The 14470-nt window shown below is 74.7% G+C and carries 15 protein-coding genes; 7 read left to right on the top strand and 8 right to left on the bottom strand.

Translation table 11 applies throughout. The features are described 5' to 3' along the window. Positions 1 to 5: 5 nt before the first annotated feature. Positions 6 to 494, top strand: a complete 489-nt coding sequence (locus tag ACIQG9_RS09475) for a glutathione peroxidase (protein WP_400399668.1) — start codon at positions 6 to 8, stop codon at positions 492 to 494. A gap of 222 nt (positions 495 to 716) precedes the next feature. Here ACIQG9_RS09475 and ACIQG9_RS09470 read toward each other — a convergent pair whose 3' ends face one another. Further along, positions 717 to 1520: an SGNH/GDSL hydrolase family protein gene (locus tag ACIQG9_RS09470; RefSeq protein WP_400399666.1), complete on the bottom strand. Its 804-nt coding sequence runs from the start codon at positions 1518 to 1520 to the stop codon at positions 717 to 719. A gap of 183 nt (positions 1521 to 1703) precedes the next feature. Between ACIQG9_RS09470 and ACIQG9_RS09465 the strand changes: the two genes are divergently transcribed. After that, on the top strand, positions 1704 to 2393 hold the full coding sequence (locus ACIQG9_RS09465; RefSeq protein ID WP_400399664.1) for an NADPH-dependent F420 reductase: 690 nt from the start codon (positions 1704 to 1706) through the stop codon (positions 2391 to 2393). 75 nt (positions 2394 to 2468) lie between these two features. Here ACIQG9_RS09465 and ACIQG9_RS09460 read toward each other — a convergent pair whose 3' ends face one another. After that, positions 2469 to 3017 carry a GNAT family N-acetyltransferase gene (locus ACIQG9_RS09460; protein WP_400400103.1) on the bottom strand — a complete coding sequence of 183 codons (549 nt, stop codon included), beginning with the start codon at positions 3015 to 3017 and terminating at the stop codon, positions 2469 to 2471. Between the two features lie 216 nt (positions 3018 to 3233). On the opposite strand from ACIQG9_RS09460, the gene ACIQG9_RS09455 reads away from it, so the two are divergent. The 3 genes from ACIQG9_RS09455 to ACIQG9_RS09445 are packed head-to-tail and all read left to right on the top strand — an operon-like array spanning position 3234 to position 5784. Next, positions 3234 to 4097, top strand: a complete 864-nt coding sequence (locus ACIQG9_RS09455; RefSeq protein WP_400399662.1) for a DUF4397 domain-containing protein — start codon at positions 3234 to 3236, stop codon at positions 4095 to 4097. Then, positions 4094 to 4777 carry a class F sortase gene (locus tag ACIQG9_RS09450; RefSeq protein ID WP_400399660.1) on the top strand — a complete coding sequence of 228 codons (684 nt, stop codon included), beginning with the start codon at positions 4094 to 4096 and terminating at the stop codon, positions 4775 to 4777. The genes ACIQG9_RS09455 and ACIQG9_RS09450 overlap by 4 nt, the downstream gene beginning before the upstream one ends. 59 nt (positions 4778 to 4836) lie before the next feature. After that, positions 4837 to 5784 carry a threonine/serine dehydratase gene (locus tag ACIQG9_RS09445; protein ID WP_400399658.1) on the top strand — a complete coding sequence of 316 codons (948 nt, stop codon included), beginning with the start codon at positions 4837 to 4839 and terminating at the stop codon, positions 5782 to 5784. Positions 5785 to 5845: 61 nt separating this feature from the next. Here ACIQG9_RS09445 and ACIQG9_RS09440 read toward each other — a convergent pair whose 3' ends face one another. From ACIQG9_RS09440 to ACIQG9_RS09420, 5 genes are all read right to left on the bottom strand, one after another. Further along, positions 5846 to 6199 carry a DUF2203 domain-containing protein gene (locus ACIQG9_RS09440; RefSeq protein WP_400399656.1) on the bottom strand — a complete coding sequence of 118 codons (354 nt, stop codon included), beginning with the start codon at positions 6197 to 6199 and terminating at the stop codon, positions 5846 to 5848. Between the two features lie 79 nt (positions 6200 to 6278). Then, positions 6279 to 7097, bottom strand: coding sequence for a pyrroline-5-carboxylate reductase (gene proC, locus ACIQG9_RS09435; RefSeq protein ID WP_400399654.1), 819 nt, complete (start codon positions 7095 to 7097; stop codon positions 6279 to 6281). 73 nt (positions 7098 to 7170) lie between these two features. Next, entirely contained in the window at positions 7171 to 8199 is a 1029-nt protein-coding gene (locus ACIQG9_RS09430; RefSeq protein ID WP_400400101.1) for a 6-phosphofructokinase, read from the bottom strand. Positions 8200 to 8376: 177 nt separating this feature from the next. Next, on the bottom strand, positions 8377 to 8880 hold the full coding sequence (locus ACIQG9_RS09425; protein WP_400399652.1) for a pyridoxamine 5'-phosphate oxidase family protein: 504 nt from the start codon (positions 8878 to 8880) through the stop codon (positions 8377 to 8379). 51 nt (positions 8881 to 8931) lie between these two features. Beyond that, positions 8932 to 9444 (bottom strand): polyadenylate-specific 3'-exoribonuclease AS, encoded by a 513-nt coding sequence (locus ACIQG9_RS09420; protein ID WP_400399650.1) that lies wholly within the window; start codon positions 9442 to 9444, stop codon positions 8932 to 8934. 318 nt (positions 9445 to 9762) lie between these two features. On the opposite strand from ACIQG9_RS09420, the gene ACIQG9_RS09415 reads away from it, so the two are divergent. Beyond that, positions 9763 to 10455 (top strand): Crp/Fnr family transcriptional regulator, encoded by a 693-nt coding sequence (locus tag ACIQG9_RS09415; protein WP_334490553.1) that lies wholly within the window; start codon positions 9763 to 9765, stop codon positions 10453 to 10455. 364 nt (positions 10456 to 10819) lie between these two features. Here ACIQG9_RS09415 and ACIQG9_RS09410 read toward each other — a convergent pair whose 3' ends face one another. Next, positions 10820 to 11107, bottom strand: a complete 288-nt coding sequence (locus ACIQG9_RS09410) for a hypothetical protein (protein ID WP_400399647.1) — start codon at positions 11105 to 11107, stop codon at positions 10820 to 10822. Positions 11108 to 11220: 113 nt separating this feature from the next. Here ACIQG9_RS09410 and ACIQG9_RS09405 point away from each other — a divergent pair. After that, a partial coding sequence (locus ACIQG9_RS09405; RefSeq protein ID WP_400400099.1) for an adenylate/guanylate cyclase domain-containing protein occupies positions 11221 to 14470 on the top strand: 3250 nt, incomplete at its 3' end.

Raw genomic sequence — 14470 nt, 5'->3', positions numbered from 1 at the left:
GCGGCATGACCGTCTTCGACATCGAGATCGACGCCCTGGCCGGCGGCCCCGTCGACCTGGCCGGGTACCGGGGCCGGGCGCTGCTGGTGGTGAACGTGGCCTCCCGCTGCGGCCTCACCCCGCAGTACGCCGGCCTCCAGGAGCTGTCCACCCGCTACGCCGACCGGGGCCTGGCGGTGCTCGGCGTGCCGTGCAACCAGTTCGCCGGGCAGGAGCCGGGCACAGCCGACGAGATCACCGAGTTCTGCGAGGTCAACTACGGAGTCACCTTCCCGCTGACGGAGAAGGTCGACGTCAACGGGCCGGCCCGGCATCCGCTCTACGCCGCGCTGGTCGACACCCCCGACGCCGAGGGACACACCGGGGACGTGCGGTGGAACTTCGAGAAGTTCCTCGTCGCCCCGGACGGCGCCGTCGCCGCCCGGTTCGCCCCGACGGTCACCCCGGACTCGGCCGAGCTGCGCGCCGCGATCGAACGGGTCCTCCCGACCTGAGCCGAACAGCCCACGGCCACGGCGGTGCGAGGGCCACGGCGGTGCGACGGCCGGGCCAGCCGGGCGGACCGGTGCCGACACTGTGGACCGGAGGACACCGGCCCGACTCCCCCGGTCGGACGCCCGCCGCCGGCGACCCTCCGAAGCCGACCGAGAGGCCGTGCCGGCCACCCCCGCGGGTGGCCGGCACGGCCTCGGAGAGCCGGTCGGCCCGGCAACCGGTCAGCCCGCCGCGGAGCGGAAGACCGGGTAGTAGCCGCCGGCCTGACCGGCCGCCGTCGGGTGGTACGAGATGCCGAGGTTGAGGTAGTTCAGCGCGTGCAGCCACTTCTCGCCGTAGCTGCAGAGCTGGTGCCCGACGAAGATGGACCGGACGTCGGCGAAGGTGAACCCGGCCGAGGTGGCGGCGGTACGGGTGAGGTCGTCCACCAGGTTGATGCCCTCGTTGATCTTCGCCCGGGAGGTCGCGCTGAGCCCCACGCAGACCGTGCCGAGCTGGTAGAAGACCGGGTAGCCGACGACGATCACCCGGGCCGACGGCGCCCGGGACTTGATGCCGTTGTAGACGGTGGCCAGCTTGCCGGGCAGCTCGGCGCGGGCCTTGTTCTCGGCGGCCTGCACGGCCGCGACGCACTGGGTCTCCCCCTGGAGCACGCAGGTGGTCATGATCGACGAGAAGCCGACGTCGTTGCCGCCGATGGTGACGCTGACCAGCGTGGTGTTCGAGGCGAGCGCGGAGAGCTGGCTGTTGACCACGTCGGTGGTGGTGGCCCCGGAGCAGGCCACCGACTTGTACGAGGCGGGCTTGATGTTGGTGTTGTACAGCGCCGGGTAGGCGTTGGTGCTGCGCTGGCAGGCGCCGCTCTCGGAGGTGTAGCTGTCGGCGCCGACGCCGGAGGCGTACGAGTCACCGAGGGCGACGTACCGGTCGGTGGGAGCAGCCTGGGCCGGCACCGCCATGCCGATGGTCACGCCGATGGATGCCGCGAGACTCACGGCGAGGGTCACGAGTCGGGATCTCCGCACGTCGCACTCCTGGGGGTGGGGAAGTGGTGGTGGGAGATAGATATCACTCAATCGGTCCTGAAGGGAAGGTCATCGGGCGAATGCCGGGGTCGCTAGGGGTTTATCGCCCGAAAACCACGCCCACCAAGATAACCGAGTGGAATAGTCGGGAATACGGCCCGGGCCGGGCGGGTTGGCCTGGGCATGACAACTGTGGGACTCATCGGCAGCGGCAACATCGGCGGCACCGTGGCGCGGCTGGCGGTCACCGCCGGCCACGACGTGGTGCTCAGCAACTCACGCGGACCCGAGACGCTCAAGGAGCTGGTCGACGAACTGGGCCCCCGGGCCCGGGCGGCCACCCCGGCCGAGGCGGCGGCAGCGGGCGACCTGGTCGTGGTCACCATCCCGCTGCGGGCCTACCGCGACGTTCCCGCCGAGCCGCTCGCCGGCACGACCGTCATCGACACCAACAACTACTACCCGGAGCGGGACGGGCGGTACCCGGAGCTGGACGACGAGTCGACCACCACCAGCGAGCTGCTCCAGCGGCACCTGCCCCGGTCGCGGGTGGTGAAGGGCTTCAACAACATCTACTTCAAGCACCTGCTCGGCCTGGCCCGCCCGGCCGGTGCGGCCGACCGGACCGCCCTGCCGGTCGCCGGTGACGACGCCACGGCCAAGGCCGAGGTCACCGCGTTCCTCGACTCGCTCGGCTACGACACGGTCGACGTCGGCCCGCTCGCCGAGGGCTGGCGGTTCCAGCGCGACACCAGCGCGTACGCCGCCCTCTACGCGGCCGACCCGGCGGGTGACTTCGACCAGCCCGCCCCGGTCGGCGCGGAGCGGCTGCGGGCCGCCCTGGCCGCCGCCCGGCGCTACGCCGACGGCTGACCGCTCACCCGCTCCACCGGAGGGGGGCGACACCCGGCTGCCCGGGTGCCGCCCCTCCGGCCACCGCCCGGCGGATCAGCCGGCGGCCCGCCACTCCCCGGCCAGCACCGCCCAGACCGCGATGTCGATCCGTCCCGCCGGCCCCGAGGCGACCTCGCGCAGGGTGCCCTCGTGCCGCATGCCGAGCCGCCGGGCCACCGCGATGCTGCGGACGTTGTCGACCTTGGTCCGCCACTCCACCCGGTGGATGCCGCGTTCCCGGATCGCCCAGTCCAGGATCCGGCTCGCCGCCCGGGTCACCAGGCCGCGCCCCTCCGCGCCGGGCTCCAGCCAGCAGCCCGCCTCGGCCACCCCGGACTGCGGATCGAAGGAAACGAACATCACCCCGCCGACCAGGGTGCCGTCGGCCCAGATCCCCCAGATGCCGCCGGCGTCGTCCGCCCACCGCTCGGCGTACCGGCGCAGCACGCGTCGGGCCGAGTCGAGGTCGGTGGCCACGAAGGACGCTCCCACCCAGGGGGCGATGTGCTCCCGGGCCCGGTCGAGGTGGGTCAGGAACTCCTCCGCGTGCCAGGGTGACAGCGGGCGGAGCTCGGCGGTGTCGGTCAACGCCAGCGCGAACAACGGCAACTCCTCAGCGGATCGGAACGGGCAGGCTCAGCCGCAGCGTCGGCCCGGACGTGGGCCCGTCGCACGTTGATCATGACCGGACGGTACCGGATCCGGGGACCGAACCACACCGACCGGAAACGGCGGGCCGCCCCGGGGCGTCGCCCTTGCGATCCAGTCCCGTCCACGGGACGCTGAGTGCCGGGACCCGACTACCACCCCGGAGGCGAGATGCCCCAGCTCCGTACCGCGCCGCGCCGGCTGACCGGCACCGCCGGCGCGCTCCTGCTCGGTGCCGCGCTGGCCGCCACCGGCGCCCCGCCGGCCGGTGCCGCGCCCCGCGACATCGGCTACGTCCGGCTCGCCCATCTCTCCCCCGACACCCCGGCGGTGGACGTCTACCTCTCCGCCCCCGGCGACGCGGCACCGCAGGTCTTCCCCGCCGTCGGGTACGGCGTGGTCTCCCGCTACCTACCCCTGGCGACCGGCCGCTACGCGGTGGCGATGCGCGAGGCCGGCGCCCCGGTCAGCGAGCCGCCGGTGCTCACCACCGAGGTGGCGGTCGGGGCCGGTGAGGCATACACGGTCGCCGGGGTGGGCCGCTACGCCGACCTCGGCCTGCGGGTGCTCGTCGACGACCTGAGCGCCCCGGCGCGGGGGCAGGCCAAGATCCGGGTCGTCCAGGCGTCCGTGCGGGCCCCGGTGGTCGACGTGGCGGCCACCGACGGGCCGACGATCGCCGACGCCGTCCGGTTCGCCACCACCACCGACTACCGGGAGGTGACCCCGGGTCGCTGGCGGCTGCGCCTCGGCGGCGGCAGCGGGCCGACCACGGACACCGAGGTCACCCTCGACGGCGGCCGGGTCTACTCGCTGCTGGTGCTCGACGGCAAGCGGGGCGGGCTCACCACCGAGCTGCGCGAGGACGCCCGGGGCGGCGAGGTCACCCCGGCCGGCGGGGTGCAGGCCGGGGCCGGCGGGCTGGCCGGCGGCGGGCTCGGGGCGTACCCGATGGTCGCCGGCGGGGTGCTCGCGGGGGCCGTGGTGGTCGGGACGACGGTGCTGGTGCGGCGTCGGCGGCGACCCGTCTGGTGACCGGCCGGCCCGGCTTCGCGATCCGGCGGCACCGCGACCGCCGGCCGTCGGCCGCCGGGCTGGTCGCGGCCGGCGCGGCGCTCTGCCTCGCCGCCGGCACCGGGGTCGGCCTGGCGACGGAGGCCCGGCCGGCCGCGCCCGCCGGTAGCTGGCAGCCCGGCTGCGCGGCCGGGTGCGCCACCGGTGCCGGCACCCTCCGTGCCGCGCAGGGTCCCCCCACCCGGGTACGGGTGGCGCGGATCGGCGTCGACTCCACCCTCACCACGCTCGGCCTCGACCGCGCCGGTGCCCTGGTCCCACCGGCCGAATTCGACCGGGCCGGCTGGTACGGCGGCGGCCCGGCACCCGGCGACCCGGGGCCGGCGGTGATCGCCGGGCACCTGGACTCGCGGCGCGGGCCGGCGGTCTTCGCCCGCCTCGGCGAGCTGCGCCCGGGCGACCGGATCGAGGTGTGGCGCGGCGACCGCCCGGTGTCGTTCCGCGTCACCGGCGCGCTGCGGACGCCCAAGGACGCCTTCCCCACCGCCACCGTGTACGGCCCGACACCCGGCCCCGAGCTGCGGCTGATCACCTGCGGTGGCGACTTCGACCGGCGCGTCGGCCACTATCGGGACAACGTGGTGGTCTTCGCCGTCGCCGACCCGCCGGCCGACCCGCTCTCCGGCCCGGCCGGCGGCTGACCGCGCCCCCGCCCCGGCGCGGGCTAGCCGGACCGCACCGCCCCGGCTAGGCTCCGGCGGTGCGGTTGACCAGCGTGGACGACATCGTCGCGGCCGAGCGGCGGCTCGCCGGGCGGATCGTCCGGACCCCCCTGCTGCCCTGCCCGCGACTCGGCGACGAGTTCGGTCTCGACGTCGCGGTGAAGGCGGAGAACCTCCAGCACACCGGCAGTTTCAAGACCCGGGGCGCGTTCAACGCGCTGCTCGCCCTCGCCGAACGGCAGGGGATGCCACCCGGGCTGGCCGCCTTCTCGGCGGGCAACCACGCGATGGCGGTGGCCTTCGCCGGCCACACCTTCGGGCTGCCCACGGTCGTCTGCATGCCGCCGCACGCGGTGCCCACCAAGATCGAGGCGGTCCGCCGGTGGGGCGGCGAGGTGGTCCTCACCGACGACCTGCTCACGACCTGCCGGACGCTCGCCGAGCAGCGCGGCTACCACCTGCTGCCACCGTTCGACGACCCGGACGTCATCGCCGGGCAGGCCACCGTGGGCCGCGAGATCCTGGCCGACGGCCCGCCGCCGGGCCTGGTCCTGGTGCCGGTCGGCGGTGGCGGCCTGATCAGCGGCGTGGCCGCCGCGATCCGGGCGGCGGTCCCGACCGCCCGGATCGTCGGGGTCGAACCGGCCACCGCCAACGTCGTCGGGCACGCGCTGCGCACCGGCGGCGGGATCCCGGCGGCCCGGCCGGTGTCGATGGCCGACGGGCTGGCCGCGCCGTTCGCCGGCCGGCTCACCCTGGCGCACGTCGCGGAGCTGGTCGACGACCTGGTGGAGGTCTCCGAGGAGGAGATCCGGCCCGCCTGGCGGGACCTGCTGGACGTCACCCGGCTGCCGGTCGAACCGGCCGCCGCGGTCACCCTGGCCGCGCTGCGGGCCGGCCGGGTGACGGCCGCCCCGGGCACCCGGACGGTGCTGGTCCTCAGCGGCGGGAACGTCTCCCCCGCCCTGCTGGCGACGCTGGCCTGAACCGGGCCGGCGGCCCGCCGCAGCGCCTCCTGGTTCTCCGCCGGGGTGCGGTCCGGCCGCGCTACCGGATCGGGCGGCGGCCGGCGAAGCCGCACTCGACCCGGTGGTACCAGCGCACGTCGGCATCCCCCTCCAGCCAGCACCAGAGCACCGCCCGGCCCTCGCGTTCGCCGGGGAAGTCGAGCAGCACCGGCGCGATGCCCTTGACCTGGATGTCGTGCGAGTTCAGCTCCTCCAGCACGGCGTGCAGCCGGGCCTCCAGGGCCTTCACCTCGGCCCGGCCGCCCAACGCCGACACCCCGGGGCCGGCCAGGTCGACCCGCAGCTCGGCCAGGTCCGCCCGGATGCCGATCAGCTCGTCGACGCGGGGACGCAGGGTGGCCACCAGGTAGCGCGCCTGGGCGAGAGTGAACACCGGGCCAGTATGGGGCACCCGAAGCGCCGACACCGACCCGTCACCGGCACCGGCCACCCGGTCGAGCCGGAGGCCGGGCTCAGTCGGCCTGGGCGGCCAGCTCGCGGGCCCGGTCCCGGGCCGCCTCCAACGCCGCCAGCAGCGCCGCGCGGACGCCGTGCTTCTCCAACTCGCGGACGGCGGAGATGGTGGTGCCGGCCGGGGAGGTGACCGCCTCGCGGAGCTTGACCGGGTGCTCGCCGGAGTCGCGCAGCATCACCGCCGAGCCGATCGCGGTCTGCACGATCAGCTCGTGCGCCACCTGCCGGGGCAGGCCGAGCAGGATGCCCGCGTCGATCATGGCCTCGACCAGGAGGTAGAAGTAGGCCGGCCCGGAGCCGGAGAGCGCGGTCACCGCGTCCTGCTGCGACTCGGGCACCCGCAGGGTCGCGCCGAGGGGACTGAACATCTCCTCGGCCAGGGCCAGGTGCTCGCCGGTGGCGTGCGCGCCCGCCGAGATCGCGCTCATCGCCTCGTCGACCAGGGCCGGGGTGTTGGTCATCACCCGGACCACCGGGGTGCCCTCGGGCAGCCGGCGGCTGAAGAAGCTGGTGGGCAGGCCGGCGCAGAGCGAGATGACCAGCTTGTCGGCCGGCACCTTCGGGCCGATCTCGTCCAGCAGCACGCCCGCGTCCTGCGGCTTCACCGAGATCGCCAGCACCGCCGCCTCGTCCACGGCGGTCAGGTTGTCGACCACCCGGACGCCGTAGCGGGCGGCCAGTTCCTCGGCACGGGCCGGACGGCGGGCGGTCGCCAGCAGCCGCTGGACCGGCCAGCCGGAGCGCAGCAACCCGGAGAGCATCAACTCGCCGATCTTGCCGGCGCCGATCACCGCGACCGTGTGCCTGGCGGCTGCCATCGCAGTCGTACCCCTTCCGTCGCGGACACCGGCGGCGCGGCGGGCGATCCCACCCCGCCGCCGGGTCGGGCGATCAGCTACCGAAGAAGACCTCGGCCTCTTCGTACCGCTCCAGCGGCACGGTCTTCAGCTCGCGGGTGGCCTCGGCCAGCGGAACCCGGACGATGTCCGTGCTCTGCATCGCGACCATCTTGCCCCAGTCGCCCTCGTGCGCCGCGTCGATGGCCTGGAGGCCGAGCCGGGTGGCGAGCACCCGGTCGAACGCGGTCGGGGTGCCGCCGCGCTGGATGTGGCCGAGCACGACGGTGCGGGCCTCCTTGCCGGTCTTGGCCTCCAACTGCTCGGCCAGCCACTGGCCGATGCCGCCGAGCCGGACGTGGCCGAAGGCGTCCAGCTCCTGGTTGTGCAGGACCATCTGGCCGTCCAGCGGCTGGGCGCCCTCGGCGACCACCACGATCGGGGCGTACTGGTGCTGGAAGCGCTTCTCGACGTAGCCGGCGACCTGCTCGACGTCGAACTTCCGCTCCGGCAGCAGGATCACGTTGGCGCCACCGGCCAGGCCGGCGTGCAGGGCGATCCAGCCGGCGTGCCGGCCCATCACCTCGACGACCAGGGTGCGGTGGTGGCTCTCCGCGGTGGTGTGCAGCCGGTCGATCGCCTCCATGGCGATGTTGACGGCGGTGTCGAAGCCAAAGGTGTAGTCGGTGGCGCCGAGGTCGTTGTCGATGGTCTTCGGCACGCCGACCACGTTGACGCCCAGCTCGTGCAGCTTGGTGGCGACGCCGAGGGTGTCCTCGCCGCCGATCGCGATCAACGCCTCCACGCCCTGCGCGGCGAGGTTCTCCTTGATCCGCTCCACGCCGTTCTCGATCTTGAACGGGTTGGTGCGGGACGAGCCGAGGATGGTGCCGCCGCGCGGCAGGATGCCCCGGACCTCCGGGATGCCCAGGGGCTTGGACAGGCCCTCCAGCGGGCCCTTCCACCCGTCCTGGAAGCCCACGAACTCGTGACCGTAGGTGGCGACGCCCTTGCGGACCACCGCCCGAATGACCGCGTTGAGACCTGGGCAGTCGCCGCCGCCGGTGAGCACGCCGATACGCATGATCTGCTCATCCTCCTGGAGCATCAGGTGAAGCCCGGTTAAGCCCCAGGATATGTGTCAGATCAGACCATCGGCGCCGTTGCCGGCCCGGGGCGGGCCGTCAGTGCGCACTGTAGTCGGCGTGGGTGTACGCCGACACCGCGCCCCGGCCGTCCCGCCCGCCGGGCCGCCTACCGGTCAGTAGCTGACCTCGTGGTTCTCCCCCGCCCTCGGCGGCTGCCCGGTCACCGCCGCCCTGGCGACACCGAGCAGGTTGACCACCGTGCCGCCCGGCGAGTCCCAGTACTCGGCCGCGCCGGCGTGCACCCTGAGCAGGGTCAGCCCCGGAGTGTCCAGGCCGTCCGGGAACCAGGCCCGGAGCACCGGGTGCCACAGCTCCTCGGCCCTCGCCCGGTGGTACGCCTCCTGGGCGGTGCCGGAGACCGACACCCAGGCGTGCCGCCGCGGGTCGGAGAAGCCGACGTTGACCTCCGGGTTGACCCGGATCTGGCGCACCTTCGCCGAGTCGGCGTAGGCGAAGAACCACAGGTCGCCGTCGAACTCCGCCTCCTGGAGCCCCATCGGCCGGCTGACCAGTCGGCCGTCGACGCCGGTGGTGGTCAGCATGCAGATCCGGGCGTCCCGGATCAGCTCGGTCACCCGCCGCCGGGCGTCGGTGGTGGTGGTCGGCACGTCGGCCATGGCGCACTCCCTCGGATCGGCTCGCCGACACCGTGCCCGGGACGCAACGGGTCAAACCTGCCGGCCGCCACGGGCCGTCATCGCCCGCCACCGGGCCAGGTTGTGCCGGGCGTCGACCAACGCGTCGTGCCGGTCGGCGTCGGCGTCCGGCAGCCGTGGCCGGCCCAGGTCGTCCCAGAGCTGCCGCAACTCCTTGGTGAACCGGGGGATCTCCCGGGGCAGGGCGGGCATCGCCCCCCAGAGCTGGGCCAGCACCACGTGGTCGTACGCGGCGTACCAGGCCCACAGTTCGAGCTGCTCGCCCGGACGGTCCCGGACCGGCTCCATCAGGAAGTCGTACAGCTCGTCCCGGATCGCCGACCGGGACCGCCAGGCCCGGTCGGCCGGGGACGGCAGCTTGTCCAGCACGTTGCGGCGGACCCAGGGCACGGCGCGGGAGTCGTCGAACTCGGTGGAGACCGCGTAGAACTCGCGGCCGTGCTCGTCGACCACGCCGATCGACACGAGGTCGACGGTCCGGCCGTCCTCGATGAATTCGCAGTCGTAGAAGTAGCGGTATGCCATCGCCGCCCATCCTCGCCCACCCCCCGGGATCAGCGGCGGGCGGGGGCCGTTCGGCGGCGGACGCGGGGTGGCCCGCCCCGCACGGCCGGCGGCCGGCACGACACGCCACGCCGGTGCCGCCCCGGCACCTCAGCCGGCCGTCCGCCGCAGCTCGGGAGTGTCACGGAAGTGTTTACAGGGGTGTACAGCAAGCGACTGGACCGCCATGATCTGATGTGTACCGCTACCGGACGCCGATCGGTGTCAGTTCACCTCTCAGGGGCCGTCAGGTTCACCCGGTGAGCGAGTTGTGGTCCGTGACCGGGGAGGGGTTCGGCCGTGGAGATGCGCCTGCCGGAGCCGGGTGACGCCCTCACGGGCGTGGAGATGTTCGCCGGGCTGGAGCCGGAGGTGCGCCAGCGGGTCATCGCCGCGGCCGTGCCGCGCACCTACCGCAAGGGTCAACTCCTCTTCGTCGAGAACGATCCCGGCGAGTCGCTGATCGTGCTGCGCCGGGGGGCGGTGGCGGTCTTCCGCACCGCGCCGACCGGCGAACGGGCCGTGCTGTCGGTCATCCGACCCCCCGACGTGCTCGGCGAGGTCTCCCTGTTGGACGCCTCGACCCGGTCGGCCTCGGCCGAGGCGATCGAGGACTGCGCCGCGCTCGCCCTGTCCCGTCCGGCCTTCATGGAACTGGTGCACTCCAACCCGCGCATCCTGGACGCGGTGATGCGCTCGCTGGGCGGGCTGATCCGCCGGCTCACCGAGCAGAACGCCGACCACGTCTTCCTGGACCTGCCCGGCCGGGTGGCCAAGACCCTGGTCCGGCTGGCCGGCGAGAGCCAGGCCCCGATGATCACCATCGAGCTCAACCAGAGCCAGCTCGCCGAGATGGCCGGCGGTTCCCGGCAGAGTGTCAACCAGGCGATCGGCTCCTTCGCCAGCCGGGGCTGGCTGCGCACCGAGGGCCGGCGGATCGTGGTCACCGACGTGTCGGCCCTGCGCCGGCGCGCCGGCATGAACGACCGCTGACCCGACCCTCGCCCCGGCCCGCGTGCCGGCCGCCGCCCCGAACGCCCCGCCCGGTCCCGCCGGGCCACGTCGTGCCGTCCCGGGCCACGTCGTGCCGGGCCAGGCCACGTCGTGCCGGGCCAGGCCACGTCGTGCCGGGCCAGGCCACGTCGTGCCGGGCCAGGCACGTCATGCCGGGCCAGGCACGTCATGCCGGGCCAGGCACGTCATGCCGGGCCAGGCCACGTCATGCCGGGCCACGTCGTACCGGGCCACGTCGTGCCGTACCGGGCGGGCTGCATCGGGCCTGGCCGCGTCGTGCCGTACCCGGTAGGCGGAAACGGCGCGGCCGGCGGACCCGAGGTCCGCCGGCCGCGCCGGTGGTTCACTTGCCGCTGTCGTCCGCGGGCGGTGCGCCCGGGCCGGGGCCGATCTTGCTCGGCGGTACGCCCGGACCGGGGCCGATCTTGCTCGGCGGTACGGACGGGCCAGGCCCGATCTTGCTCGGCTCGCCCGACGTGCTCGTGTCCGAGGCCGTCTGGCCGTCGGGGTTCTCCACCATGCCCTGCTCCTCCAGTCTGGCGAGAGTGACCGCGTCGACGTCGACCGTCTCCCCGGGAGACCGGACGGTTCCGTCCGGGTCGGTCCAGTAGGCGGACAGTCGAACCTGCACGGCACTCTCCTGACGGCGAACTTTCCTCGTGGGTAACACTAGTGGCGGCCGATCAGCCGCACGGTCCGCCCGCACGTCGGGTACCCGACTGAGCCGCGCGGCGGGATACTGGAATCTCCTCACGTACGGAGTTCGTCATCGACCTCAAGTGTGGACACTGCTCCCGGACGGCAGGACCGGACGACCGCTTCTGCGGCGGCTGCGGACAGGCCCTGACGCTGGACTGTGCCTCCTGCGGGCACGGCAACAGCCCGGAGGCGAACTTCTGCACCAACTGCGGCCAGCCGCTCCGCGACCACGCGGTGACGGTGCAGGAGGACCGCCGCCAGGTCAGCGTGCTCTTCATCGACATCGTCGACTTCACCACCTACGCCGAGCAGGCCGACCCGGAACAGGCCCGCAGCCTCCAGCAGGCCTACTTCGCCACCGTCCGCAAGCTGGTCCACCAGTACGGCGGGGTGGTGGAGAAGTACATCGGCGATGCGGTGATGGCGCTCTTCGGCGCCCCGGTCGCCACCGACAACGACGCGCTGCGCTGCGTACGGGCCGGGCTGGAGCTGCAACGCAACCTGGCCCGGCAGGCCGCCGGACCGCAGCCGCCGCTGGGTTTCCGAGTCGGCGTGGCCACCGGCGAGGCGCTGGTCGACCTCTCCGCCACCCGCGACGGCGGCCAGGCATTCGTCACCGGCGACGTGGTGAACACCGCCTCCCGGTTGCAGTCGCTGGCACCCCCGGGCGGCGTGGTCGTCGACGAGAGCACCTGGTCGGCCACCCGGCACGAGATGGAGTACGTCGACCGACCGCCGGTCACCCTGCGCGGTCGCTCCGCAGTGAGCCGGATCTGGCTCGCGGTCCAGGCCCGGCCACGTACCGACCCGCAGGCCGCCGAGCTGACCCCGATGGTGGACCGGGAGCACGAGCGCGGCCTGCTGGTCAGCGCCCTGCACCGCACCGTCAACGAGCGCACCTCCCAGCTCGTGACCGTGTTCGGCCCGGCCGGGGTGGGCAAGAGCCGACTGCTGCGCGAGCTGTCCCGGCACGCCGCCAACCTGCCCGGGCACCGGGTTACCTGGCTGGTCGGACAGTGCCCGCCGTTCGGCGAGAACGTCACCTACGCCGCGCTGGCGGACATCGTCAAGGGCTGGGTCGGGGTGCCGGAGACCGACGACCCGGACGCGCTACGCGACCGGCTGCGCCAGCGGCTGGGCCAGCTCGGCGACCCGCACGGCGCACGGCTGGCCGGTACGCTCGGGCCGCTGCTCGGAGTGGCCGGGGCGCGGCTGCCCCCGGGCGAGACCGAGGCGGCGTGGCGACGGTTCCTGCTCGCCCTGGCCGGGCAGGGCCCCACCGTGCTGGTCTTCGAGGACATGCACTGGGCCGACCAGGCGATGCTCACCTTCGTCGAGCAGCTCGGCGCCGCCGCCCGGGGCGTACCGCTGCTGGTGGTGGCGACCGCGCGGCCGGAGCTGCGGGAGCGACACCCGGCCTGGACCGGCACGATCAGCGGCGCGATGTCCATCTCGGTGCCGCCGATGCACGACGCGGACATCGACACCCTCTACTCGCTGCTGCTCGGCCAGGCGGCGCTGCCGGCGGCGGCCCGGGCGCCGCTGATCGAGTTCGCCGACGGCAACCCGCTCTATGCCCAGGAGTACGCCCGGATGCTGATGGACGGCGGGCTGCTGGAGCCGGCCGCCCGGCTCGACCCGGCCGCGACGCCCGGCATGCCCCGCACCGTCCAGGCGGTCATCGCCAACCGGCTCGACCTGCTCGACCCGGCCGACCGGGCGGTGCTCCAGGCCGCCGCGGTGGTCGGGGTGCAGTTCTGGCCGGCGCCGGTGGCGACCGCGCTCGGCCGGCCGGTGGAGTGGGTGGAGCGGGCGCTGGACCGGTTGCAGCGCCGGGACATGGTGTTCGAGCTGCCCACCTCCACCATGCCCGGCCAGCCGGAGTACCGGTTCCGGCACATCCTGGTACGCGACGTGTGCTACCAGCGGCTGCCCCGGGCCGAGCGGGTGCTGCGCCACCAACGCACCGCCGACTGGCTGGAACAGCTCACCGACGGGCGGCAGCACGACCTGGCCGAGGTGCTGGCCAACCATCGCTGGACGGCGCACGAGATCGCCCGCACCGTCGGACTGGACCCGGCCCCGTACGCCCGGCAGGCGGCGCGGACCGCGCTGCACCGGGCCGCCCGCCGGGCGTACGCGCTGCACGCGCTGGACAACGCGGCGACGCTGGTCGGCCGGGCCCTCGCGGTCGGTGCCGAGCCCGACCCGGGGCTGGAGCTGTTCGCCGCCGAGCTGGCCCTCTTCCGGGACGGGGACGCGTTCCTGGTCGACGGGGGCACCGACACGCTGACCGGGCTCGCCGGCCGGCTGGCCGACGCCGGGGACCGGACCGGGGCGGCCCGCGCCTGGACCCTGCTCGCCACGGCCGCCTGGAGCCGGGCCGACCGGTCCGAGACGCTGCGCTGCCTGGACCGGGCCATCGGCATCTACGCCGAGCTGCCCGAGTCCGAGGAGAAGGCCGAGGCGCTGCTGGAGCTGGCCCGGGTCCGGATGCTCAACGCGGAGACCGACCCGGCCTGCGCGGCGGCCCGGTCGGCGGCCGAGCTGGCCGAACGGCTGCTGCTGCCGGAGGTCCGGGCCAACGCCCGGATCACCCTCGCGGTGGCCCGGTACATGGCCGGCGAGCAGGCGGCGTACGCGGAGCTGGCCGAGGTGGCCGAGCACTGCCGGGTGGAGCGGCTGGCCAGCCGACGTCGGGCGGTGCAGAACCTGGCCTGGGCGGCGCAGGAGGAGGGCGACCTGGCCCGCTCGGCCCGGCTGGTCGACGAGCAGCGCTCGCTCGACCTGGGCGGCGGGCACAGCCTGGCGACCAGCTTCGCCGACCAGTGGGCCCGGGCGTACTACGCCGGCGAGTGGGTGGCGGCGTTGGAGATGGCGACGGAGTCGACCCGCCGCCCGACCGCCGAGTGGGACCTGCACATCGTCGCTGTGTCGGGTTGGATGCGGGCGCTGCGGGCCGGCGTCGCGCCGGCTGACCGGGCGTCCCGGCCGGTGGTGCCGGCCCAACCGGGCCCGGTCGACGCCCGCATGGTCCACGCCGGCACGGTCGACGCCCGCGTGGTCGACGCCCGCGTGGTCGACGCCCGCGTGGTCGACGGCAGCATGGGCCGGGCAGGGCCGAGCGGGACCGGACCGGGCCCGACGGGGCCGGACGTGGCGGGGCCGGGCCGGACGGGTCCAAGCGGGGCCGGGCCAAGCGGGGCCGGGCCGAACGGAGCCGGGCCGAACGGAGCCGGGGTGGTCCGGGGCGGGTCGGCCGACGCCCGGACAGGCCGGGCGGGGCCGGTCGGCG

Source organism: Micromonospora sp. NPDC092111 (genome assembly GCF_044755745.1).
Classification (GTDB): Bacteria; Actinomycetota; Actinomycetes; order Mycobacteriales; family Micromonosporaceae; genus Micromonospora.
The sequence above is the reverse complement of the archived record's forward strand: the minus strand, read 5'-3'. Positions and strand labels throughout refer to the sequence as shown.

What these genes read in the sequence shown, in the direction of transcription:
- ACIQG9_RS09475 (WP_400399668.1), top strand. Translation starts at nt 6, where the DNA reads ATGACCGTCTTCGACATCGAGATCGACGCCCTGGCCGGCGGCCCCGTC.
- ACIQG9_RS09465 (WP_400399664.1), top strand. Translation starts at nt 1,704, where the DNA reads ATGACAACTGTGGGACTCATCGGCAGCGGCAACATCGGCGGCACCGTG.
- ACIQG9_RS09455 (WP_400399662.1), top strand. Translation starts at nt 3,234, where the DNA reads ATGCCCCAGCTCCGTACCGCGCCGCGCCGGCTGACCGGCACCGCCGGC.
- proC (WP_400399654.1), bottom strand. Translation starts at nt 7,097, where the DNA reads ATGGCAGCCGCCAGGCACACGGTCGCGGTGATCGGCGCCGGCAAGATC.
- ACIQG9_RS09430 (WP_400400101.1), bottom strand. Translation starts at nt 8,199, where the DNA reads ATGCGTATCGGCGTGCTCACCGGCGGCGGCGACTGCCCAGGTCTCAAC.
- ACIQG9_RS09425 (WP_400399652.1), bottom strand. Translation starts at nt 8,880, where the DNA reads ATGGCCGACGTGCCGACCACCACCACCGACGCCCGGCGGCGGGTGACC.
- ACIQG9_RS09420 (WP_400399650.1), bottom strand. Translation starts at nt 9,444, where the DNA reads ATGGCATACCGCTACTTCTACGACTGCGAATTCATCGAGGACGGCCGG.